At 61.1% G+C, this 19,299-nt stretch carries 24 protein-coding genes and 1 pseudogene; 13 read left to right on the forward strand and 12 right to left on the reverse strand.

Going from position 1 to position 19,299, the window contains the following annotated elements:
• Window positions 1-43 precede the first annotated feature (43 nt).
• From AMK05_RS09575 to map, 6 genes are all read right to left on the reverse strand, one after another.
• A complete protein-coding gene (locus AMK05_RS09575) occupies window positions 44-1,813 on the reverse strand; it encodes a B12-binding domain-containing radical SAM protein (protein WP_064838245.1) in 1,770 nt (589 codons plus the stop codon).
• Between the two features lie 155 nt (window positions 1,814-1,968).
• Window positions 1,969-2,772 (reverse strand): endonuclease/exonuclease/phosphatase family protein, encoded by an 804-nt coding sequence (locus AMK05_RS09580; RefSeq protein WP_064838246.1) that lies wholly within the window; start codon window positions 2,770-2,772, stop codon window positions 1,969-1,971.
• A gap of 64 nt (window positions 2,773-2,836) precedes the next feature.
• Entirely contained in the window at window positions 2,837-4,243 is a 1,407-nt protein-coding gene (gene sthA, locus AMK05_RS09585) for a Si-specific NAD(P)(+) transhydrogenase (RefSeq protein WP_064838247.1), read from the reverse strand.
• Window positions 4,244-4,340: 97 nt separating this feature from the next.
• The gene (locus AMK05_RS33185) at window positions 4,341-4,451 is read right to left on the reverse strand and encodes a DNA repair protein RadC (RefSeq protein ID WP_237352201.1); all 111 of its coding nucleotides are present in this window, start codon (window positions 4,449-4,451) and stop codon (window positions 4,341-4,343) included.
• A gap of 29 nt (window positions 4,452-4,480) precedes the next feature.
• Window positions 4,481-5,308, reverse strand: a complete 828-nt coding sequence (gene radC / locus AMK05_RS09590; protein WP_064841325.1) for a RadC family protein — start codon at window positions 5,306-5,308, stop codon at window positions 4,481-4,483.
• A gap of 7 nt (window positions 5,309-5,315) precedes the next feature.
• Window positions 5,316-6,152, reverse strand: a complete 837-nt coding sequence (gene map / locus AMK05_RS09595) for a type I methionyl aminopeptidase (protein WP_064838248.1) — start codon at window positions 6,150-6,152, stop codon at window positions 5,316-5,318.
• Between the two features lie 248 nt (window positions 6,153-6,400).
• Here map and AMK05_RS09600 point away from each other — a divergent pair, with 248 nt between their 5' ends.
• The 3 genes from AMK05_RS09600 (at window position 6,401) to AMK05_RS09605 (ending at window position 7,691) form a co-directional block, all read left to right on the forward strand.
• Window positions 6,401-7,060, forward strand: coding sequence for a TetR/AcrR family transcriptional regulator (locus tag AMK05_RS09600; RefSeq protein WP_064838249.1), 660 nt, complete (start codon window positions 6,401-6,403; stop codon window positions 7,058-7,060).
• Window positions 7,061-7,191: 131 nt separating this feature from the next.
• Window positions 7,192-7,365 (forward strand): hypothetical protein, encoded by a 174-nt coding sequence (locus AMK05_RS35175; RefSeq protein ID WP_171899768.1) that lies wholly within the window; start codon window positions 7,192-7,194, stop codon window positions 7,363-7,365.
• On the forward strand, window positions 7,362-7,691 hold the full coding sequence (locus AMK05_RS09605) for a DUF6105 family protein (protein ID WP_064838250.1): 330 nt from the start codon (window positions 7,362-7,364) through the stop codon (window positions 7,689-7,691). The genes AMK05_RS35175 and AMK05_RS09605 overlap by 4 nt, the downstream gene beginning before the upstream one ends.
• Here the strand turns inward: AMK05_RS09605 and ruvX are convergent.
• Window positions 7,631-8,122 carry a Holliday junction resolvase RuvX gene (gene ruvX, locus AMK05_RS09610; RefSeq protein ID WP_064838251.1) on the reverse strand — a complete coding sequence of 164 codons (492 nt, stop codon included), beginning with the start codon at window positions 8,120-8,122 and terminating at the stop codon, window positions 7,631-7,633. The two genes, AMK05_RS09605 and ruvX, sit on opposite strands and share 61 nt — an antisense overlap.
• A 227-nt stretch (window positions 8,123-8,349) precedes the next feature.
• Here ruvX and AMK05_RS09615 point away from each other — a divergent pair, with 227 nt between their 5' ends.
• From AMK05_RS09615 to AMK05_RS09630, 4 genes are all read left to right on the forward strand, one after another.
• On the forward strand, window positions 8,350-9,054 hold the full coding sequence (locus AMK05_RS09615; protein WP_064838252.1) for a metal-dependent hydrolase: 705 nt from the start codon (window positions 8,350-8,352) through the stop codon (window positions 9,052-9,054).
• Window positions 9,055-9,124: 70 nt separating this feature from the next.
• On the forward strand, window positions 9,125-9,412 hold the full coding sequence (gene gatC / locus AMK05_RS09620; protein WP_064838253.1) for an Asp-tRNA(Asn)/Glu-tRNA(Gln) amidotransferase subunit GatC: 288 nt from the start codon (window positions 9,125-9,127) through the stop codon (window positions 9,410-9,412).
• Between the two features lie 57 nt (window positions 9,413-9,469).
• Window positions 9,470-10,951 (forward strand): Asp-tRNA(Asn)/Glu-tRNA(Gln) amidotransferase subunit GatA, encoded by a 1,482-nt coding sequence (gene gatA / locus AMK05_RS09625; RefSeq protein ID WP_064838254.1) that lies wholly within the window; start codon window positions 9,470-9,472, stop codon window positions 10,949-10,951.
• 93 nt (window positions 10,952-11,044) lie between these two features.
• Window positions 11,045-11,320, forward strand: coding sequence for a hypothetical protein (locus AMK05_RS09630; RefSeq protein WP_064838255.1), 276 nt, complete (start codon window positions 11,045-11,047; stop codon window positions 11,318-11,320).
• Window positions 11,321-11,368: 48 nt separating this feature from the next.
• Here the strand turns inward: AMK05_RS09630 and AMK05_RS09635 are convergent, their stop codons facing one another.
• Entirely contained in the window at window positions 11,369-11,626 is a 258-nt protein-coding gene (locus AMK05_RS09635) for a YjhX family toxin (RefSeq protein ID WP_064838256.1), read from the reverse strand.
• A gap of 299 nt (window positions 11,627-11,925) precedes the next feature.
• Here AMK05_RS09635 and AMK05_RS09640 point away from each other — a divergent pair, with 299 nt between their 5' ends.
• Entirely contained in the window at window positions 11,926-12,435 is a 510-nt protein-coding gene (locus AMK05_RS09640) for a GNAT family N-acetyltransferase (protein WP_064838257.1), read from the forward strand.
• Window positions 12,436-12,438: 3 nt separating this feature from the next.
• Here AMK05_RS09640 and AMK05_RS09645 read toward each other — a convergent pair whose 3' ends face one another.
• On the reverse strand, window positions 12,439-12,750 hold the full coding sequence (locus tag AMK05_RS09645) for a DUF1294 domain-containing protein (RefSeq protein ID WP_064838258.1): 312 nt from the start codon (window positions 12,748-12,750) through the stop codon (window positions 12,439-12,441).
• Window positions 12,751-12,898: 148 nt separating this feature from the next.
• Here AMK05_RS09645 and gatB point away from each other — a divergent pair, with 148 nt between their 5' ends.
• The 5 genes and pseudogenes from gatB (at window position 12,899) to AMK05_RS09670 (ending at window position 16,189) form a co-directional block, all read left to right on the forward strand.
• Window positions 12,899-14,401, forward strand: coding sequence for an Asp-tRNA(Asn)/Glu-tRNA(Gln) amidotransferase subunit GatB (gene gatB / locus AMK05_RS09650; protein WP_064838259.1), 1,503 nt, complete (start codon window positions 12,899-12,901; stop codon window positions 14,399-14,401).
• A 3-nt stretch (window positions 14,402-14,404) separates the two neighbouring features.
• A complete protein-coding gene (locus AMK05_RS09655; protein WP_064838260.1) occupies window positions 14,405-14,908 on the forward strand; it encodes a GNAT family N-acetyltransferase in 504 nt (167 codons plus the stop codon).
• Window positions 14,909-14,940: 32 nt separating this feature from the next.
• Window positions 14,941-15,132 (forward strand): annotated as a pseudogene (locus AMK05_RS09660) (GNAT family N-acetyltransferase); the annotation flags it as partial.
• Window positions 15,133-15,235: 103 nt separating this feature from the next.
• Entirely contained in the window at window positions 15,236-15,634 is a 399-nt protein-coding gene (locus AMK05_RS09665) for an NADH:ubiquinone oxidoreductase subunit NDUFA12 (RefSeq protein WP_064838261.1), read from the forward strand.
• A 114-nt stretch (window positions 15,635-15,748) separates the two neighbouring features.
• Window positions 15,749-16,189 (forward strand): DUF2155 domain-containing protein, encoded by a 441-nt coding sequence (locus AMK05_RS09670; protein ID WP_064838262.1) that lies wholly within the window; start codon window positions 15,749-15,751, stop codon window positions 16,187-16,189.
• A 121-nt stretch (window positions 16,190-16,310) separates the two neighbouring features.
• Here the strand turns inward: AMK05_RS09670 and AMK05_RS09675 are convergent, their stop codons facing one another.
• The 3 genes from AMK05_RS09675 to accC all read right to left on the reverse strand — a co-directional run bounded on the left by AMK05_RS09675 (window position 16,311) and on the right by accC (window position 19,295).
• Window positions 16,311-17,240, reverse strand: a complete 930-nt coding sequence (locus AMK05_RS09675; RefSeq protein ID WP_190237343.1) for a DUF2167 domain-containing protein — start codon at window positions 17,238-17,240, stop codon at window positions 16,311-16,313.
• A 77-nt stretch (window positions 17,241-17,317) separates the two neighbouring features.
• Entirely contained in the window at window positions 17,318-17,932 is a 615-nt protein-coding gene (gene aat / locus AMK05_RS09680) for a leucyl/phenylalanyl-tRNA--protein transferase (RefSeq protein WP_064838264.1), read from the reverse strand.
• Window positions 17,933-17,939: 7 nt separating this feature from the next.
• Complete coding sequence (gene accC, locus AMK05_RS09685; RefSeq protein WP_171899769.1) at window positions 17,940-19,295, reverse strand: acetyl-CoA carboxylase biotin carboxylase subunit; 1,356 nt, start codon at window positions 19,293-19,295, stop codon at window positions 17,940-17,942.
• Between the last annotated feature and the right edge of the window lie 4 nt (window positions 19,296-19,299).

Below are 19,299 nucleotides of genomic sequence, written 5' to 3' on the forward strand. Positions count from 1 at the left end.
ATGAAACAAGTTCGATGCGACGGGCTTTAGCGCAAATTGCAGCTCAATGCCGCGTCAGCTCCGCGACTTTCCTCACGTGGCTGACGGCCGCAGCGCCGCCGGCTGTTTTGGTAAAGAGGCTGAGTGTCTCTTCCTCATCATCGGCAACCGGCGTCAGGGCCTGATCCATATAGGTCTTCGACTTGGCGTCCCGTGAAATCAGGAATGCCGAAATCGTCAGCCCGACGATCGTGCCGGCGAGCGAAGCATGTTTTCTGAAGGTTTCCCAGGCAAAACGCGGCCAAAAGACAAGCGGATTTTCGCGCGGCAACTCGGGACGCCGCTCTGAAGGTGTCTTCAGGCGCAGGAGACCGCTCTGCAGCGGATGCACGTTTTCAAGCGGCACGGTGGTTGCGAAAGAGACGAGAACCTTGACGAGCCTTGCGAGCGGCACCCCGGTCGCCACAGCACGACGCAGCAGCGTCTTCATATGATCGGGAGAATAATAGAGCGACCAGGCCTCGTGGTAGATGTCTTCCCACTCCTGCTTGCTCATCTGAGGATGCGCGGTGCAGACGTGCTCGACATCGTAGATGTTGAGATCGGCGTCCATCTCGACGCCCTTCTTCCACAGCACCTGATGGTCCTCGGAGCCGGGCAGCGGCGTCAGGATGAAGAATTCAATGACGTCGAGCGGCAGCTCTTCCTGTATGATCGCGATGTCGCGGCGGATCGACTCCGGCGTGTCGGCCGGGAAGCCCAGGATATAACCGGCGAGCGTCATGATGCCCTGCGCCTTCCAGGCGAGCAGCATCTTGCGATATTCGGTGATCTTGTTCTGGTTCTTCTTGGCGGCGGTCAGGTTGTTGGGATTGACGTTTTCGAGGCCGATGAATACGCGGGTGACGCCGGCGCGCCTGGATTTCTCGATGAAATTGGGGATCTTGTGGCAGAGCGTATCGACCTGGATCATCAGGCCGAGCGGGATGCCGTCCCGCTCCTTGAGCTCGATCAGCCGGTCGAAGATCGCTTCCCAATCCTTGTTGCGGGCGAAATTATCATCGGTGATGAAGAATTTGTGGATGCCCTGCGCCCAGTTCATCCGCACCAGCTTTTCGACGTCGTCAGCCGAGCGGAAGCGTGACTTGCGTCCCTGCACATTGATGATGGTGCAGAACGAACACTGATAGGGACAACCGCGCCCGGCATCGAAGCTGGTGCTGAGCCCGAGCGTGCGCTGGATATTGTCCTTCGGCAGGAAGGGAACCGGCGTGCCGCCGATGCCGGGGAGGTCGTTCATGAAATTGTAGAGCGGCTTCAGCTCGCCGTTTGCCGCGTCGCGCAGCACCATATCGAGCCGGCCCTCGGCCTCGCCGGCAAACATCGAAATGCCCATGTCGCGGCAGGCTTCGAGCCCGACCGCCTTGCCATCCAACATCGACAGGCAGCCGGAAACATGGAAGCCGCCGATGGAAACCGGCAGGCCGGCATCGCGGAACGGCCGGGCGATATCAAGTGCGCGCGGATACTGGTTGGTCTGGACGCCGACGAGCGCGATCATGCCGAAATTGTCGTGGCGCTTGAACTGTGCGAGCAGTCCGGCGAAGTCGATCCGCGTATTGGTCTCGTCGATCACGGTGATGTCGATCGCCGTGTCGGGCCCGAGCACCTTGCGCTCGGCGCATTCGGCGGCGATGCCATAGAGAGCTGCAAGCGAATTGGAAGGAATCATCGCCCGCCACCAGCGGATGACGTAGCCGTCGTCGTCATAATGCGACGGCTTGATCAGGATCAGCTGAAAACGTCGGCGCGTAGCTTCCAAGACATGGGACAAGAGTATCTATCTTTCTTCAGAAGCTTTTGCCGGAGGCAAAATGGAGTTGAAGGCATCTGTCAGGCATCACGTATCAATACGATTCAGGCGGTCAAACTAAGGCGTAAAAAACGGCACTGCACGCAAAACGCTACGCACGGCAATTCCTCAATATACTACCCGATATCGAGCAGCAATGCGCGGTGGTCGGAGACCTCGGGTGCCTTGACCACCTCGAACCTGGCAATGTTCACCCCCGGTGTCACCAGCATGTAGTCCGCAAAGCGGCCCTGCTTCAGATAGTAGGAGGTGCGCGTGTCTACAAGGCTGTTGCTGGTGACGAGATCGGAAAGTCCCAATCTGGCGAGAATCGGAAAGGTCGTGCTGTCGGGCAATATGTTGAAATCGCCGCAGACAACGAGCCCTTCGTTGCCCGGCCAGATGCGCTCGACGAGCGCAACCAATGCTGCGGCCTGCTCTTCACGCGCCGGCGTGTCGCTCTTGCCGGTGGGATCCCGCAGGCCATGCATGTGGGCGATGGTCAGGCTGGAGGCGAGCTCATGGCTGAAGACACGGATGCAATGGGCGTTCCGCGGACGCGGATGTTCGCCCCAGCCATTGGTGGAAAAACTGCCATGCACGAAGTCCAGCCCCTGGGCGATGACCGAATGCGATTTGCGCACAAAGGTCGCCAACCCGAATTCGGCGGCAATGGCGGTTTCGCCGTTAAACAGCTCGCCTCTCGATGTCGGGCAGAAGAAGCCGTCGTGGCCGGGCAGGGCGGCGCCGATCTCTGCAAACAGATTGGCGCGCTGCGGCAGCTCCAGCCCCGCATCCCGATAGATCGACCATCCCTCATCCGCACCCGGCGCCCGCAGCACCTCCTGCAGGCACAGCACATCTGCATCGGCCTGGCTGACATAGTCGATCAGGGGCTCATACAGCCTGCCGCCCCAGGCGTTCAGCGAAATGATGCGCAATGCGGTTCGGCTCCGTTGTTAGCGGCCGGATTTAGACAGCGGTTCTGCCGTCCAAGCGATGCGTTTAAAGTTCCGACTTGATGTCGCCCATCCGGTTCCAGGCATCGAGGCCGGCGATCTTGTAGGCTTCGGCAAGCGTCGGATAGTTGAAGGTGTTTTCGACGAAATATTCGACCGTGCCTTTGAGATTGAGCACCGCCTGGCCGATATGCACCAGCTCGGTGGCGCCTTCGCCGACGATATGCACGCCGAGCAGGCGGCGCGTCTTCAGCGAGAAGATCAGCTTCAAAAGCCCGGTGTCGAGGCCCATGATATGACCGCGCGAGGTCTCGCGGAAGCGGGCGATGCCGCATTCATAGGGAATGCCGCGCTCCTTCATCTCTTCTTCGGTCAGGCCGCAGGTGGAAATCTCCGGCACGGCATAGATCCCATAGGGGAAATATTTCGGCGGCTCCTTGGCGACCGCGCCGATCGCGACGCGGGCGGCGATGCGGCCTTGTTCCATCGAGGTCGAGGCAAGGCTCGGGAAGCCGACGACGTCGCCGGCGGCGTAGACGTTGGCAACCGATGTCTGGAACGTTTCCGGATTGACCTTGAGACGGCCGCGGTTGTCGGCTTCGAGGCCGATGGCCGGCAGGTTCAGCGCGTCGGTCGCCCCCAAGCGGCCGGCAGCGAACAGCACCATGTCGGTCGTCAGGCGCCGGCCGCTGTCGAGTGTCAGCTCGACCTTGCCGTCCTCAAGCGTCTCTACCTTGTCGGCCTTCTGGCCGAGCAGCAGCTTCATGTTGCGGTCGCGCAGCTGGTAGGTGAAATCCTCGACGATTTCCTTGTCGATGAAGTCGAGCATCGTCGCCTTCGGGTCGATCACGGTGACGGCCGTGTCGAGCGCGCTGAAGATCGTCGCATATTCGATGCCGATCACGCCAGCGCCGATGACGACCATCGAGCGCGGCAGCTCCTGGATATCGAGCAGTTCGTCGCTGTCGAGAACGGTCTTGCCGTCGAAGGGTATGTAATCCGGGCGGAACGGTTTCGTGCCGACTGCAAGCAGTACGCTGGCGGCGGTGACCTGGGTAATCTCGCCATCATCCTTGATCACCTGCAGCGTCGACGGATTGATGAAGCTCGCCTTGCCGCGAATATGCTGCACGCGGTTGCGGGCGAACTGGTGTTCCAGCACCTCGACCTCGTGGTTGAGCGTGATCAGCAGGCGGCGGCGCAGGTCATCTGCACTGATCTCTTCCTTGACGCGGTAAGACCGGCCGTAGAAGCCGCGTTCGCGCCAGCCGGAAAGATTGAGCGCGGTCTCGCGCAGCGTCTTGGAGGGGATCGTGCCGGTATGCACGGAAACGCCGCCGACGCGTTTTCCCTGCTCGATGACAAGCACTTTCTTGCCGAGTTTCGCAGCCTGGATCGCGCCGCGGCGCCCTGCGGGACCGCTGCCCACCACAACAAGATCGTACTGAAGCATTATCTGGCCCCGGATTGGAAAGGAATCATTGCGCCGCGAAATGTCGCCCCTTTATCGGTAACCGGTCAATGTTACAGATTGTTTTACGACCGCCGTTTCAGCCGGATCTGAGTTTTATCAGCGTCAGGCCCTTAAGGCCGACACCGCCGTTGATGATGTGGTCATGGACGATGATATCAAGTGCATTTGCGGCGTCGATGATCACCATCGTCAAATCGATGTCAGCGCGCGACGGCTTCAGATCAACTTCAGCCCCTTGAGGCTGACATGCCCGTCCTTGCCGATAATGATATGGTCGTGGACGGTGATGTCGAGCGCCTTGGCGGCATCGATGATCACCTTGGTCATGTCCATGTCGGCGCGCGATGGCGTGGGATCGCCGGAGGGGTGGTTGTGGACGAGGATCATCGCCGTCGCCGAAAGCTCGAGCGCCCGTTTGACCACCTCGCGCGGATAGACCGGCGTATGGTCGACCGTGCCGCGGCCCTGGACCTCATCGGCGATCAGCACGTTGCGCTTGTCGAGGAAGAGGATGCGGAATTGTTCGCGCGTTTCATGGGCCATGGCGGCATGGCAATACTCGATGACCGAGGACCATGAGGACAGAACCTGCTTGTTCCTGAGCTCGCTCTTCAGGGTCCGTTGCGCCACCGTCGAGATCAGCTTCAGGTCGAGCGCCACGGTCTCGCCGACACCCTTCACTTCCGTCAGCAGCGCCGCCGGCGCGCCGAAGACGCCGGAGAGCGAGCCGAAGCGTTCGATCAGCGCCTTGGCGATCGGCTTGGTGTCGCGCCGCGGGATCAGGCGGAAAAGCAGGAGCTCGAGGATTTCGTAGTCGGCAAGGGCGGTGTCGCCCTGCTCACGGAAGCGGTCACGCAGCCGTTCGCGATGGCCGTGATAATGCTCCTGGCCGGCGAGCGAGGCGGGCAGGGCGCTCTTGGCATGCGGCACGGACGGTTTTTGCGAGCGTCCGCCGAAGAACGACCGTTCGTCGGCGGCAACAGGCTCTTCAATCGCAAAAGGCAGCTCGTCGTCGGAAGATGTCGCAACAGGCCCCTTCGCCATCGCATCGTCACCCGGCAAACGATGGCAGGCCGGGGCGGTCGAGGCCACCGGGCGACAGGGTAAAGATCTCGCAGCCGTTGGAGGTGACGCCGACGGTGTGTTCATACTGCGCCGAAAGCGACCGGTCGCGGGTGACCGCCGTCCAGCCGTCGGCCAGCACCTTCACGTGCGGCCGGCCGAGATTGATCATCGGTTCGATGGTGAAGATCATGCCTTCGCGCAGTTCCGGCCCTTCGTTGGCGCGGCCGTAATGCAGGATATTCGGCGAATCGTGGAACAGCCGGCCAACGCCATGGCCGCAGAAATCGCGCACCACCGAGCAGCGCTCGGCTTCCGCATAGGTCTGGATCGCCTCGCCGATCGCGCCGGTGCGGGCGCCGGGCCTGACGGCGGAAATGCCGCGCATCAGCGATTCATAGGTAACCTCAAGCAGTCGCTCGGCGGCGCGCTTGATCGTGCCCACAGGATACATCCGGCTGGAATCGCCGTGCCAGCCGTCGAGCACGAAGGTAACGTCGATATTGACGATATCGCCTTCACGCAGCGGCTTGTCGTTCGGAATGCCATGGCAGACGACGTGGTTGATCGAAGTGCAGGTCGATTTGGTGTAGCCGCGATAGTTCAGCGTTGCCGGGTGGGCGCCGTGATCCATGCCGAAATCGAAGACGAACCGGTCGATGTCATCGGTCACCAGCCCCGGCTTGACGATGTCGGCCAGCGCATCGAGGCAGCGCGCCGTCAGCTGGCATGCCCTGCGCATGCCCTCGAATGCTTGCGCGTCGTAAAGCCGGATGGCGCCTGTATTCTTCGAGGGCGCGGAAGAGGCTTCGATATAGTTCACCATTGCAGGGCCTTAGCGGAGAATATTAGAATTGTTCATAATGCAGCTATGCCGGGTTCGTCCATCGCGATCAACAGTCGGGGCGAGATTTCTGAGCATGTCCGATCGCTCTTGCTTACAGTCTTCTGCATCCTTTCGTGGCCAAATCATCGGCCAAGACGGAATATCCACAATCTTCCCAAGAGGATAGGATTGATTGCATGAAACCTCCCCGCTACTCACCGATTGGTGACAGCGGGGAAGGGTCGTTCGTGCTTGATGAAGCGGTGAAACTTGAAAATTTAGCTGAGGCCGGCGGCGAGCCGGAGCGGCGCGTGCGCGATCGGGGCGCCACCGAGCGCGCCATCCTTGCCGCCGCCAAGGGCCTGCTGGCCGAGGAGGGCTTCCAGAATTTCGGTATTAATGCGGTCGCCCGCCGCGCCGGTTGCGACAAGCAGCTGATCTATCGTTATTACGGCGGTCTTGACGGTCTGGTCGAGGCGATCGGCGCCGATCTCGGCACTTGGGTGAAGGATCGCATTCCGGAAGATGCCGGCGGCATGTTCCTGCTCACCTATGGCGACCTGATGGAGCGGCTGTCGCTTCTCCTTCTCGACGCCCTGAGAAACGATCCGCTGATGCGCCGCATCCTCGCCTGGGAGATATCTGAGAACACCGAGCAGGTGAGACGGCTTTCCGAGGCCCGTTCCAAGGCTTTGGCTCTCTGGCTGGAGCGCATGCGCGGCTCGCTGGCGCCGCCGAAGGGCGTGGATGCGGCGGCCGTCAATGCCGTCATCATCGCCGCGATCCAGCACCTCGTGCTTGCCGCCGCAAGCGGCGGGCAGTGCGCCGGTCTGTCGCTGAAGACGCCGAAGGACTGGGAGAAGGCGGCGACGGCGCTGAAGCGCATCGTGCGCGGCGTCTACGGCTGATACCTGTCTTATCCACAGGGGCGGCCGCGGCGTTAACCTTAACAAATGGTTTACGTTGCCTGGTCTCGGCTAACCCGACAGTGTGGGGGAGAGCAGAGATGGAATGAGTGAGAACCCCCGAGTTGAGGTCCATGGGAACCAGGATCGCCAAAGCCGCCTTTCTTTTGATGGCGATGATGTTCTTCGCAGTCCTGGCGCTGGATATCGCAATTCCGACGCTGGTGCTGTGCATCATGGCATTGTCGACCTGGTTGGTTTCCCTCGATCTGCCCGTCGCGCGCAAGCATGGAGGTGAGGCCGCATGAAGTGGTTTCTGATCTTCTGGGCCGGCCCCATCGTCTTTCTGGGCGGATGGTATTGGCTCTCTTATTACGACATGAACTTCGGCATCTTCATGCTGACGCGGCAGGTGCATGACCTGACGTTCCAGCTGTATGGCGAGGCGCTCGGCATTCCGCCGGAGAGCATTCCGCCGCTCGTTGCCCGTGCCATCGCCGTCGACAGTCTCGTGGTCTTTGCCATCATGGGCTTCCGCAAACGCAAGTCGATCATCGCCTGGTGGAAGGCGCGTCAGCTGAATTCGTCTCCATCGGATCTCGCCAGCAAGGAAAGCCTGTCGAGCGCGCCCTGAAGAATGAAGCTCGCCGCGGCCGAATCGATCCGTTCGGCCCGCTTGGCGCGCGACACGTCCATTTCCAGCAGCGTCCGTTCCGCCGCCACCGTCGAAAGCCGCTCGTCCCAATAGACGAAGGGCAGCGCCGTCTTCTGCTCTATGTTGCGCACGAAGGCCCGCGTCGCCTGCACACGCGGCCCCGCCGATCCGTCCATATTCATCGGCAGGCCGATGATGAAGCCGGCGACCTTTTCCGATTGTGCGAAATCCATGAGCGCCTGCGCATCGATGGTGAATTTGACGCGCCGGATCACCGGGCGGGGTGTGGCAAAGCGCCGGCCGAGATCGGACATCGAAAGCCCGATCGTCTTGGTGCCGAGATCGAGGCCGGCAATCGCCTGCCGCGGGGCAAGCGCCTCGGCCATTTCCTCGATCGTCAGCACCGTCATCGCCATTTCATCCCGTCAAAAGAAATTGAAGTCGCCGCCGCTTTTCTTTGGCGGCGCATGAGATATGTCCATAGAGCATGATGCCGAAAAGTGTGAGTGGTTTTCGGACGACATCATGCTCCAATTCTTTGATTGAGATACGGATTCAGATTTTAGGCAGATCCGGCCTAAAATCATCCGTATCTCCCCAAACAGGCTTTTGCATCACGTAATAAAGGAGAGATTTCATGAAGATCACCTGGCTCGGCCATTCCGCCTTCCGCATCGAGACCGGAAAGGCGACGATCCTGCTCGATCCCTTCCTCAGCTATAACGCCTCCTTTTCCGGCCAGGATATCAAGGATGTCTCTGCAGGCGTCACCCATATCCTGCTGACGCATGGCCATGGCGACCATGTCGGCGATACGGTGGCGCTTGCCAAGGAAACCGGCGCCGTCGTTCTTGCCAATGCCGATCTCGCCGCCTGGCTCGGCTCCAAGGGTGTCGACAAGATCGAGATGGGCAATACCGGCGGCACGATCGCGCTCGGCAGCTTCTCCGCGACCTTCACCAACGCGCTGCACTCGTCCGCCCAGATCACCGAGGACGGCGTTTCGCATGCTCTCGGCAACGCCAACGGCCTGATGCTGCACTTCGATGATGAAGCCTCGATCCTCGCCATGGGCGATACCGACATCTTCGCCGACATGGCGCTGATCAACGAATTGCACCAGCCCGATATCGGCCTCGTGCCGATCGGCGACCGCTTCACCATGGGCGGCGCCGTGGCAGCCCTTGCCTGCCGGCGCTATTTCAATTTCAAGACGGCGATTCCCTGTCACTTCGGCACCTTCCCGATCATCGAGCAGACGGCTGATAAATTCGTTGCCGGCATGGAGGGATCGAAGACGGATGTGAAGGCGCTGAAGCCCGCCGAGAGCCTGTCGATCTGACGAAATCCCCGTTGCACCGGGCGGACATGGCCTTTATAGCGGGTAGGAAAAATCCCATCCGGAGAATGCCATGTCCGTCGACCTTGCCACCGTGAAGCGCGTTGCCCACCTTGCCCGTATTGCCGTCTCCGAGGACGAGGCAAATCGCATGGTCGGCGAGCTGAACGGTATCCTGGGCTTCGTCGAGCAGCTCTCCGAAGTCAATGTCGATGGCGTCGAAGCGATGACATCCGTCACCCCGATGGCGATGAAGAAGCGGACGGATGTGGTGACCGACGGCAGCAAGGCCGCCGATATCGTCGCCAATGCGCCCGTCACCGATCACAATTTCTTCCTGGTGCCGAAAGTCGTCGAATAAGGCTTCACGCCTCTTTCCGACCCCTGTTGCCATATTCAGATCTGAAGCGAAAACATCATGAGCGAACTCACCAGCCTGACCATTGCCGAAGCCCGCCGGAAGCTGCGCGGCAAGGAAATCACCGCACTTGAACTGACCGAGGCCTATCTCTCGGCGATCGATGCGGCCAATGGTCATCTGAATGCCTATATTAAGGTGACGCCGGATCTCGCCCGCGTGATGGCGAAGAACTCCGACGAGCGCATCGCCGCCGGCAAGGCCGGCGAACTCGAAGGCATTCCGCTCGGTATCAAGGATCTCTTTGCCACGGTCGGCGTCCACACCCAGGCCTGCAGCCATATTCTCGATGGTTTCGAGCCGCGTTATGAATCGACCGTCACGCAGAACCTCTGGGATGACGGCGCCGTCATGCTCGGCAAGCTGAACATGGACGAGTTCGCCATGGGCTCCTCCAACGAGACCTCGCATTATGGCGCGGTGATCAACCCCTGGCGTGCAGCAGGTTCCAACCAGCAGCTCGTTCCCGGCGGCTCCTCCGGCGGCTCGGCCGCCGCCGTCGCCGCCCATCTTTGCGCCGGTGCCACCGCGACCGATACCGGCGGCTCGATCCGCCAGCCGGCCGCCTTCACCGGCACCGTCGGCATCAAGCCGACCTATGGCCGCTGCTCGCGCTGGGGCACCGTCGCCTTCGCCTCGTCGCTCGACCAGGCAGGCCCGATCGCCCGCGACGTGCGCGATGCCGCGATCCTTCTGAAGTCGATGGCCAGTGTCGACGCCAAGGACACGACGTCGGTCGATCTGCCGGTGCCGGATTATGAGGCGGCGCTTGGCCAGTCGCTGAAAGGCATGAAGATCGGCATTCCAAGCGAATACCGTGTCGACGGCATGCCCGAGGAGATCGAAACCCTCTGGCGCCAGGGCATCGCCTGGCTGAAGGATGCCGGGGCCGAAATCGTCGACATCTCGCTGCCGCACACCAAATACGCGCTTCCGGCCTATTACATCGTCGCTCCCGCCGAGGCATCCTCGAATCTGGCGCGGTACGACGGCGTGCGCTACGGCCTGCGCGTCGACGGCAAGGATATCGTCGACATGTACGAGAAGACGCGCGCCGCCGGCTTCGGCCAGGAAGTCAAGCGCCGCATCATGATCGGCACCTATGTGCTGTCGGCCGGTTATTACGACGCCTACTACATCCGCGCCCAGAAGGTCCGCACGCTGATCAAGCGCGATTTCGAACTCGCCTTCGACGCCGGCGTCGACGCCATCCTGACGCCGGCAACCCCGTCGTCGGCCTTCGGCGTCGCCGACGAGAACCTCGCTTCCGACCCGGTGAAGATGTATCTGAACGACATCTTCACGGTCACGGTCAACATGGCCGGCCTGCCGGGCATCGCCGTGCCCGCCGGTCTCGACCGAAAGGGCCTGCCACTCGGCCTGCAGCTGATCGGCAAGCCCTTTGACGAGGAAACCCTCTTCAAGACAGCGCATGTCATCGAGCAGGCAGCCGGCCGGTTTGCGCCGGCCAAGTGGTGGTAACAGGCCGCACGATCCCGCTCTTCCAGAGCATGAGCGAAAAGGTGCATCTTAAGAACCTATTGGCTGATCGATAACGGGAATCAGGAAGGGCTTATGGCGACCAATGATCTTGCGCGATTGATCGAGGCAACGGATCGCCTTGCCGCCGGCGGCTTTACCATGGGCGCGGATTGGCAGGCGGTTCACGAAATCTGTCAGCGCCACGAGGGCGAACAGTCGTTCGATTGGGGCCATGCGCTCTGCCATCGCATCGAAGGCGACGACTGGAACGCCGATTACTGGTATCGCCGCGCCGGCAAGCGGCGCGGCACGGGCACGATGGCCGAGGAATGGGCGGCGATGCGGACGGAACTCTCCGCAAAGGCCTGAGATTAATCCCGACCGCGCCGTTCGAAACGCGGCCAGGACGGTTGATTGCTACCTGTTGTTCAGCTGCGACCTGACCAGCTTCAGCCCTGTTTCGGTGATCCGGTAGGGCTGGCCGCTGGAGGACTTGATCGCTCTCAGCCGCTTCAGTCTGCGGAAAAGATCGAGGTCGACGCCGGGATAGAGCCAGCCGTCGCGGGTGAAGCAACTGACCGCCTCGATCTTCCTGTCGTCGTCGCGGGAAATTTCGATGCGGCCGCCTTGGGCCATGAGATGCAGGATGCGCTGTTCCGTGCGGGAAATGTCCATGTGTTGAGATCCGGTTTCGCGCCCGGCAGGGCGCATAAAAACGATCTGGCGCTCTTTCGAACGTCAGGGCTTCGTTTTTTTCGGGCCCATGCGCGCAAGCGGACTTGCGGGCAGGGCCTTTACCGAGTCTGTGACTGGCTCAACATGAAGAGTTTCTTATTTCGCGCGTAAAAGGCGGTCAAGACCGCGATCGCCGATCAAACCGGTCGAAAACCGCAGTTTCCAGCCATCGTCCCGCTGGGGACGCTGGTAAATTCCCCGACTCAATGGTCTAGTTGCGCGGTAACGCGGAGGTGTCGTTGATCCACATTCGCAATGCCCGCGACGGTGAAGCGGAGCTGTTGAGCGAGATCGGGCTGAGGGCCTGGCAAAAAGCGATGGCGTCGATCGGCGAATCGGACGCGATGATCGATGCAGCCCGCAACGCCTTTCGCAACTTCGTGGAAAACGACTGGCTGACCATCACCGTCGTCGAGCAGAACGGCCAGGTCGCCGGCTGGGCAGCGCGCGAGGGATTGGACGAAACCATCTCGGATTTCTGGATCGATCCCGCCTTCATCGGCCAGGGGCTGGGCTCCGCCCTTCTCGAGCGGATCGAAAGGGAGATCGCCGGGCAGGGCCTGGAAAGGGCGGCGATGCAAACCCATTCCGGCAACAACGAGGCGATTGGCTTCTTCCGCAAGCACGGCTACAGCATCCACTGGCTCTCGGTCGCCTATAATCCGAAGCTCGACCGCGACGTGCCCTCGGTCGGGCTGACGAAATCGCTGGTTTCGGACGGTGAGGGTGGATACGGGCAGGAATTCTGACGCTCAAAAATCCTGGAGAAGGAAAGCGCGCCATTCCAGCGCGAATATCAGCACCGCGGCCACTGCGCCGTGCAGGATCAAGATCGCCGCCAGGGTCGACCGGAACGGCTCCTTTCTCGTTTTGTGCCGCAGCAACTGCTGTGCCGCCACCGCGCCGAGGCTGCCGCCGATCAGCGCAAGCGTCAGAAGCGTGCGCTCGCTGATCCGCCACCTGCCATCGCGCGCCGCCTGCTTGTCGAGAAAATAGATCGAGAAGACGAGGAGGTTCAGCGCCAGAAACGGTGCGGCCCATTTGGTGATATCGATCATCGTCATGCGGCAACTCTATCGCGCCTCGGTTAACCCAAGGCAAATGTCGCCGCCGGCCGTCAAACCGCGCCGCACGCCATGGCGAAAGCCTTGCACCGGCACGCCATTTCCTTTACCTCACCAGTGGAAAAGAACAGCCTGCAAAGAGTATCAGATGACCCTTGTCGACGTCCGCACGCCTGATCCGAAACGCTTCATCCCCGGCGCCACCGGCGACTGGGAAGTCATCGTCGGCATGGAAGTCCATGCCCAGGTGCTGTCGAATTCGAAGCTCTTCTCCGGCGCCTCGACGGAATTCGGCAAGCCGCAGAATTCGAACGTCTCGCTGGTCGATGCCGCCATGCCTGGCATGCTGCCTGTTATCAACGAGGAATGCGTCAAGCAGGCCGTGCGCACCGGCCTCGGCCTCAAAGCCCAGATTAACAAGCGCTCGCTCTTCGACCGCAAGAACTATTTCTATCCTGACCTGCCGCAGGGCTATCAGATTTCGCAGTTCAAGGATCCGATCGTTGGCGAGGGCAAAATCGTCATTTCGCTCGGGCCGGACCGCCAGGGCCAGTTCGAAGATATCGAGATCGGCATCGAGCGCCTGCACCTGGAGCAGGATGCCGGCAAGTCGCTGCATGACCAGCATGCGACCATGTCCTATGTCGATCTGAATCGTTCCGGCGTGGCGCTGATGGAGATCGTCTCCAAGCCTGATATGCGCTCGTCCGACGAGGCCAAGGCCTATATGACCAAGCTGCGTTCGATCGTGCGCTATCTCGGCACTTGCGACGGCAACATGGACGAAGGCTCGATGCGTGCCGACGTCAACGTCTCCGTGCGCCGCCCGGGCGAAGATTTCGGCACGCGTTGCGAGATCAAGAACGTCAACTCCATCCGCTTCATCGGCCAGGCGATCGAGTACGAAGCCCGCCGTCAGATCGGCATTCTGGAGGATGGCGGCAAGATCGATCAGGAGACGCGGCTCTTCGACCCGAACAAGGGCGAGACGCGCTCGATGCGCTCCAAGGAGGATGCGCACGATTATCGTTATTTCCCCGATCCGGACCTGCTGCCGCTTGAATTCGACGATGCCTTCGTCACGGCGCTGGCGGCCGACCTGCCGGAATTGCCTGACGACAAGAAGGAGCGCTTCGTGCGCGAGCTCGGCCTGTCGATCTACGACGCCTCGGTGCTCGTCTCCGAGAAGGCGATCGCCGATTATTTCGAGGCTGTCGCCGCCGGCCGCGACGGCAAGACGGCCGCCAACTGGGTGATCAATGATCTGCTCGGCGCGCTGAACCGCACGGGCAAGGACATCGAGCAGACGCCGGTTTCACCGGCCCAGCTCGGCGCCATCATCGATCTGATCAAGGCTGGCACCATCTCCGGCAAGATTGCCAAGGATCTCTTCGAGATCGTGCTGACCGAGGGCGGCGATCCCGCCGAGATCGTCGAAGCACGCGGCATGAAGCAGGTGACCGATACCGGCGCCATCGAAAAGGCCGTGGACGAGATCATTGCCGCCAATCCCGATCAGGTGGAGAAGGTCAAGGCGAAGCCGACGTTGGCCGCATGGTTTGTCGGCCAGGTGATGAAGGCGACTGGCGGCAAGGCCAATCCGCAGGCCGTGCAGGCGCTCGTCAAGGCGAAGCTCGGCATCGAGGAATAAGCGGTGTATTTCGTCCGCACTGCCGGCGAGCGCGACCTGGAGAAGGTCCGCTCCCTGCTGGTGGAGAGCTTTCACGCCACCTATGACGGCCTCCACGGCAGAGCAAAGGTCGACGAACTGACCGCGCAGCTCTTTTCGCCGGCGGCGCTAAAGGCGCGCCTGGCCCGCAAGGATGCCGAATTCCTCGTTGCCGACGACGGCCGCACTATCGGCGGCATGGGCTATGCGGCGATGTCGCAGGAACTGACGAAGACGGTCATGCTGCATCTTCTCTATATCGCTCCGGCGCTGCAGCGCCAGGGCATCGGCCGCGATCTCTTCGCCGAACTCGAAACCTGCTTTCCGGATGCGGAGATCATGCGTCTCGAAGTCGAGCCGCAGAACGCAGCCGCGATCGCCTTCTATCATGCGCACGGTTTCACCGAGGTCGGCCGCAACGAAAATAGCGGGGTCGGGCAATCCGGCATTCCGGCGCTGATCTTCGAAAAACCGCTCGAAGGGCATTAGGTCTATGGCGGCCGCCTTGCTCGAGATCGTGACAGACGCGGGCCGACATGCGCGGGCAGGGGATCGGCGCTGGAATGATCGAGTTCGCCATTGCCGAGGCAAAAGGCCGCGGTATGAAGCGGGTAGCGTTGACCTCGAATGCGATCCGCAGGGATGCCCATCGCTTCGATGAAAGACTGGGTGTCACGTCCTCGCATCCGGGCTTCAAGATGGCTTTGAAATGACCTTTGGCTGTGGTGGAATCGCTGGACAATTCGGCTTGGCGACGGCATAAGCGAGGAAACGAATTCTGGTTTGGCCCGCATCTGGCGGGCGCAAGGAAAAGACATGTGGAATCTTCTGGTTCAGACCTTTACCTGGTGGAACAGTCAGACGATGGGCACGCGTTTTGCGACCTGGCGTTTCGGCAAGCGCGTCGGCGAGGATGAATTCGGCAACGTCTATTATGAAGGCGGCATGACTTCCTACGGTCTGCCGAAGCGCTGGGTGATCTACAAGGGCTATGCCGATGCCTCCGCCATTCCGCCGGGCTGGCATGGCTGGATGCATCATCGCACCGATGTTCCGCCCTCCAAGGAAAACTACGTCGCCAAGGAATGGCAGAAGGCGCACCGCCCCAACTTCACCGGGTCTCCGCAGGCCTACCGTCCGCCGGGCTCCCTCGCCGTTCCGGGCGAGCGTCCGCGTGTCACCGGCGATTACGACGCCTGGACGCCGGGCAACTGAGACGGCCCGACCGGGAAATCCAAAACCCGGCTTTTGGCCACAATTGACCTTTACCCGCAGGTTGGCCGCGCTTGACCGCGGCCGTGAACGAAGAATGTCTGGAGACGGGTACACATGAAGCTCTTCACGCGGAACATGGCGCTGCGTGCCGCCGGGGCGCTGCTGGCGCTCTCGGCCCTGCTTCCGCCGGTTGCGGCAAATGCCGCACGCATCGAAAATCCGGTAGCTGTGTTCTCCGGCCTCGACAAGATCACCGGCCGCATCACCACATTCGACGTCTATGTCAACGAGACGGTGCAGTTCGGCGCGCTGCAGGTGACGCCGAAGGCCTGTTATTCGCGCGACCAGGCCGAAGCGCAGAAGATCGACGGTTTCGTCGAGGTCGATGAGATCACTCTCGACCGCAAGATTCGCCGCATTTTCACGGGTTGGATGTTCGCCGCCAGCCCTGGCCTCAACGCCGTCGAGCATCCGATCTACGACGTCTGGCTGAAGGACTGCAAGACGAGTTCGGACGTCCCGGCTCCCGACAGCACGAAGGCGACAGCGCGCTAAAGCACATCGCGATCTTTCAGATTCGCTCCTTGCGCTTTAGCTCTTTGTTTCACGCATGTCGTCGCGGCAAAGGCGCTTCGCGCTTTGCCGCAACGACATGCTTTAGCGCGCCGCGCAAGCCTTATGCGGTGGGTGTCTTGTTCCTCGTGAAAAGACCCTTGGCAAAGCGAAGCGCGCCGCCAGCCACGACGACGATGAGGATGCCGGCTTTTTTGAGGAAGACGGCGGCAAGCGCCAGCAACCCAACTTTCGCGGCAATCTTGGCGCCGGCGCCTGCGGCGATCATTCCTGCCATGCCGTAGGCCGCGATCTTGTCGCCTTCGACATAGTCGGTATAGGCCATTCCCGTGTCGAACTGCACGAGCGTCGTGACGGTCGGAATGACCGCCTCGATCTCCTTCAACTGATTCAGGCCGGCAACGAAGTCGAACTCAAATACGCCCTGGCGGCCGAGGGTCCGCACGGAATAGTTCAGGGTGTGCGGCGCTCGCATGTCATCGCCGAACAACAGATCGCGCGCCCAGTGCATCGCATGCGCGGATTTGTCGTAATGCGGCGTCGAGGCCCACCCGATAAGCGTGATCTTTTGAAAACCCTGCTTCTCGCGCTCGACGTTGTTTTCCCGGATGGAATTTTTGATGTTCTGCAGCAGTTCGTCGTAATTGGTCGTCGCGGCATCGGCGTCGGAGACATAGCCGTCGGCGCTGTATTGCACGACGGAACCCCAGGCCTCGATATCGGTCGGCGCGTATTTGGCCGGGAAGATCATCCCCATCGTTCCCTCCGCCGCCTGCGGGGGATTTCCCCAGATGTCGACGAGCACCGTCTTCGTGTCGGCGGGATTGAGATAATAGAAGCCTTGCGGCACGTTCAGCGTCGCCTTTGCCTCAGGCAGCTTGATTGCCCCCTGCTGAAAATCGAGCTTCTCCAGTAACGGCTTTTCCGCTTCGGAAAAATCGGTCCTGTTCGGAAACATCTCCTGGTAAGGTCGCGCGCCGGCCTGGCCTGTGAACAAGGCGAAAAGGATCGCCGCCGCAAAATATCGTCTCAAAATTCTATCCCCCATTGCATTTTCCGAAACCTACTCAAATCGGCTCGAAAATCAACGCAGGGCTGAAACGATTCTGCTTAAAACTTCAGGTGTGGCGATTCCATCGCGGCTTCAAGCAACACACCATAATCGGCTTTCGCAACGTCGATCGCGCCGAACGTCTTCAGGTGCTCGGTGGTGAATTGTGTATCGAGCAGCGTGAAGCCTCTTTCCCGCAGTCGCTCGACCAGATGCACGAGGCAGATCTTCGAGGCATCCGTCCGGCGTGAGAACATGCTTTCGCCGAAGAAGGCTGAGCCGAGCGAGACGCCGTAGAGGCCGCCGACCAACTCATCGCCGTCCCAGGCTTCGACGGTATGGGCATGGCCCATGTCGAACAGCGTCGAGTAGAGAGATCTGATCGTCTTGTTGATCCAGGTGCTCGGGCGCCCGGATGTCTCCTCCGCGCAGGCCGCAATTACCTGGTCGAAAGCGTGATCGAAACGGATCTCGAAGGGATTCCTGCGCACCGTCTTGGCAAGGCTCTTCGACACGTGGAAATGGTCGAACGGCAGTACGCCGCGCAGTTCCGGTTCGACCCAGAAAATCTCCGGGTCGTCGGCAGATTCGGCCATCGGGAAAAGGCCGATGGAATAGGCGCGCAGGAGGATTTCAGGGGTAATGCCTGGTGACTTCCTGCGCGATCCTGCCATTCCTGCCCTATGCCGCCGGTGTGTTGGCGAGGTAGTGTTCCAGCCAGTGGATGTCGTAATCGCCGTTGGCGATATCCTGGTTGGAGACGAGATCCTGGAACAGCGGCAGCGTCGTATTGATGCCGTCGACGACGAATTCGTCGAGTGCCCGGCGCAGCCGCATCATGCATTCGACGCGGGTACGGCCGTGCACGATCAGCTTGCCGATGAGGCTGTCGTAATAGGGCGGGATCTTGTAGCCCTGATAGGCGCCGGAATCGATGCGCACGCCGAGACCGCCAGGCGCGTGGAAATGCGTGATCGTGCCGGGCGAGGGCACGAAGGTGCGCGCGTGCTCGGCATTGATGCGGCATTCGATGGCGTGACCGGAAAAATGCACCTCGTCCTGCGTCACCGAAAGACCGCCGCCGGAGGCGACGCGGATCTGCTCGTGCACGAGGTCGATGCCGGTGATGGCTTCGGTGATCGGATGCTCCACCTGCAGGCGGGTGTTCATTTCGATAAAATAGAACTCGCCATTCTCGTAGAGGAATTCGATCGTGCCGGCGCCGCGATATTTCAGCTTCTTCATGGCGTCGGCGCAGACCTGGCCGATCTTCATGCGCTGCTCGACGTTGAGCGCCGGCGAATTCGCCTCTTCCCAGACCTTCTGGTGGCGGCGCTGCAGCGAGCAGTCGCGTTCGCCGAGATGGATGGCATTGCCTTCGCCGTCGCCGAACACCTGAATTTCGATATGGCGCGGCTTGCCGAGATATTTTTCCATATAGACGGCATCGTTGCCGAAGGCGGCTGCCGCTTCGGTACGCGCCGTCGACCAGGCCTCGATCAGGTCGGCCTCGCTCTTGGCGACCTTCATGCCGCGTCCGCCGCCGCCGGCCGTTGCCTTGATCAGCACCGGATAGCCGATTTCGGCCGCCGTCTTCAGCGCATCCTCTTCGGTTTTGACTTCGCCGTCCGAGCCCGGAACGACGGGAATGCCGAGTTCCAGCGCCGTGGTCTTGGCGGTGATCTTGTCGCCCATAATGCGGATATGGTCAGCCGTCGGCCCGATGAAGGTGATACCGTGGGCTTCGAGAATATCGGCGAACTTGGCGTTCTCCGACAGAAAGCCGTAGCCCGGATGCACGGCATCGGCGCCGGTGATCTCGCAGGCGGCGACGATCTGATGGATATTGAGGTAGCTCTCGCGTGAGGAGGGCGGACCGATGCAGACGCTTTCGTCGGCAAGCCGCACATGCATGGCATCGGCGTCGGCGGTGGAATGAACCACGACGCAGGCGATGCCGAGCTCCTTGCAGGCTCGAAGCACGCGAAGGGCGATTTCCCCGCGATTGGCGATGAGGATTTTCGAAATCATGGGCATGGGC

It is taken from the genome of Rhizobium sp. N324, assembly GCF_001664485.1.
In the GTDB taxonomy this organism is placed as follows: Bacteria; Pseudomonadota; Alphaproteobacteria; order Rhizobiales; family Rhizobiaceae; genus Rhizobium.

Excerpts from the sequence above, each read along its gene's own strand:
- sthA (WP_064838247.1), bottom strand. The coding sequence starts at position 4,243 with ATGCTTCAGTACGATCTTGTTGTGGTGGGCAGCGGTCCCGCAGGGCGC.
- AMK05_RS33185 (WP_237352201.1), bottom strand. The coding sequence starts at position 4,451 with ATGGTGATCATCGACGCCGCAAATGCACTTGATATCATCGTCCATGAC.
- radC (WP_064841325.1), bottom strand. The coding sequence starts at position 5,308 with ATGGCGAAGGGGCCTGTTGCGACATCTTCCGACGACGAGCTGCCTTTT.
- map (WP_064838248.1), bottom strand. The coding sequence starts at position 6,152 with ATGGTGAACTATATCGAAGCCTCTTCCGCGCCCTCGAAGAATACAGGC.
- AMK05_RS35175 (WP_171899768.1), top strand. The coding sequence starts at position 7,192 with ATGGGAACCAGGATCGCCAAAGCCGCCTTTCTTTTGATGGCGATGATG.
- AMK05_RS09605 (WP_064838250.1), top strand. The coding sequence starts at position 7,362 with ATGAAGTGGTTTCTGATCTTCTGGGCCGGCCCCATCGTCTTTCTGGGC.
- ruvX (WP_064838251.1), bottom strand. The coding sequence starts at position 8,122 with ATGACGGTGCTGACGATCGAGGAAATGGCCGAGGCGCTTGCCCCGCGG.
- AMK05_RS09615 (WP_064838252.1), top strand. The coding sequence starts at position 8,350 with ATGAAGATCACCTGGCTCGGCCATTCCGCCTTCCGCATCGAGACCGGA.
- gatC (WP_064838253.1), top strand. The coding sequence starts at position 9,125 with ATGTCCGTCGACCTTGCCACCGTGAAGCGCGTTGCCCACCTTGCCCGT.
- gatA (WP_064838254.1), top strand. The coding sequence starts at position 9,470 with ATGAGCGAACTCACCAGCCTGACCATTGCCGAAGCCCGCCGGAAGCTG.
- AMK05_RS09630 (WP_064838255.1), top strand. The coding sequence starts at position 11,045 with ATGGCGACCAATGATCTTGCGCGATTGATCGAGGCAACGGATCGCCTT.
- AMK05_RS09635 (WP_064838256.1), bottom strand. The coding sequence starts at position 11,626 with ATGGACATTTCCCGCACGGAACAGCGCATCCTGCATCTCATGGCCCAA.
- AMK05_RS09645 (WP_064838258.1), bottom strand. The coding sequence starts at position 12,750 with ATGACGATGATCGATATCACCAAATGGGCCGCACCGTTTCTGGCGCTG.
- gatB (WP_064838259.1), top strand. The coding sequence starts at position 12,899 with ATGACCCTTGTCGACGTCCGCACGCCTGATCCGAAACGCTTCATCCCC.
- AMK05_RS09665 (WP_064838261.1), top strand. The coding sequence starts at position 15,236 with ATGTGGAATCTTCTGGTTCAGACCTTTACCTGGTGGAACAGTCAGACG.
- AMK05_RS09670 (WP_064838262.1), top strand. The coding sequence starts at position 15,749 with ATGAAGCTCTTCACGCGGAACATGGCGCTGCGTGCCGCCGGGGCGCTG.
- aat (WP_064838264.1), bottom strand. The coding sequence starts at position 17,932 with ATGGCAGGATCGCGCAGGAAGTCACCAGGCATTACCCCTGAAATCCTC.
- accC (WP_171899769.1), bottom strand. The coding sequence starts at position 19,295 with ATGCCCATGATTTCGAAAATCCTCATCGCCAATCGCGGGGAAATCGCC.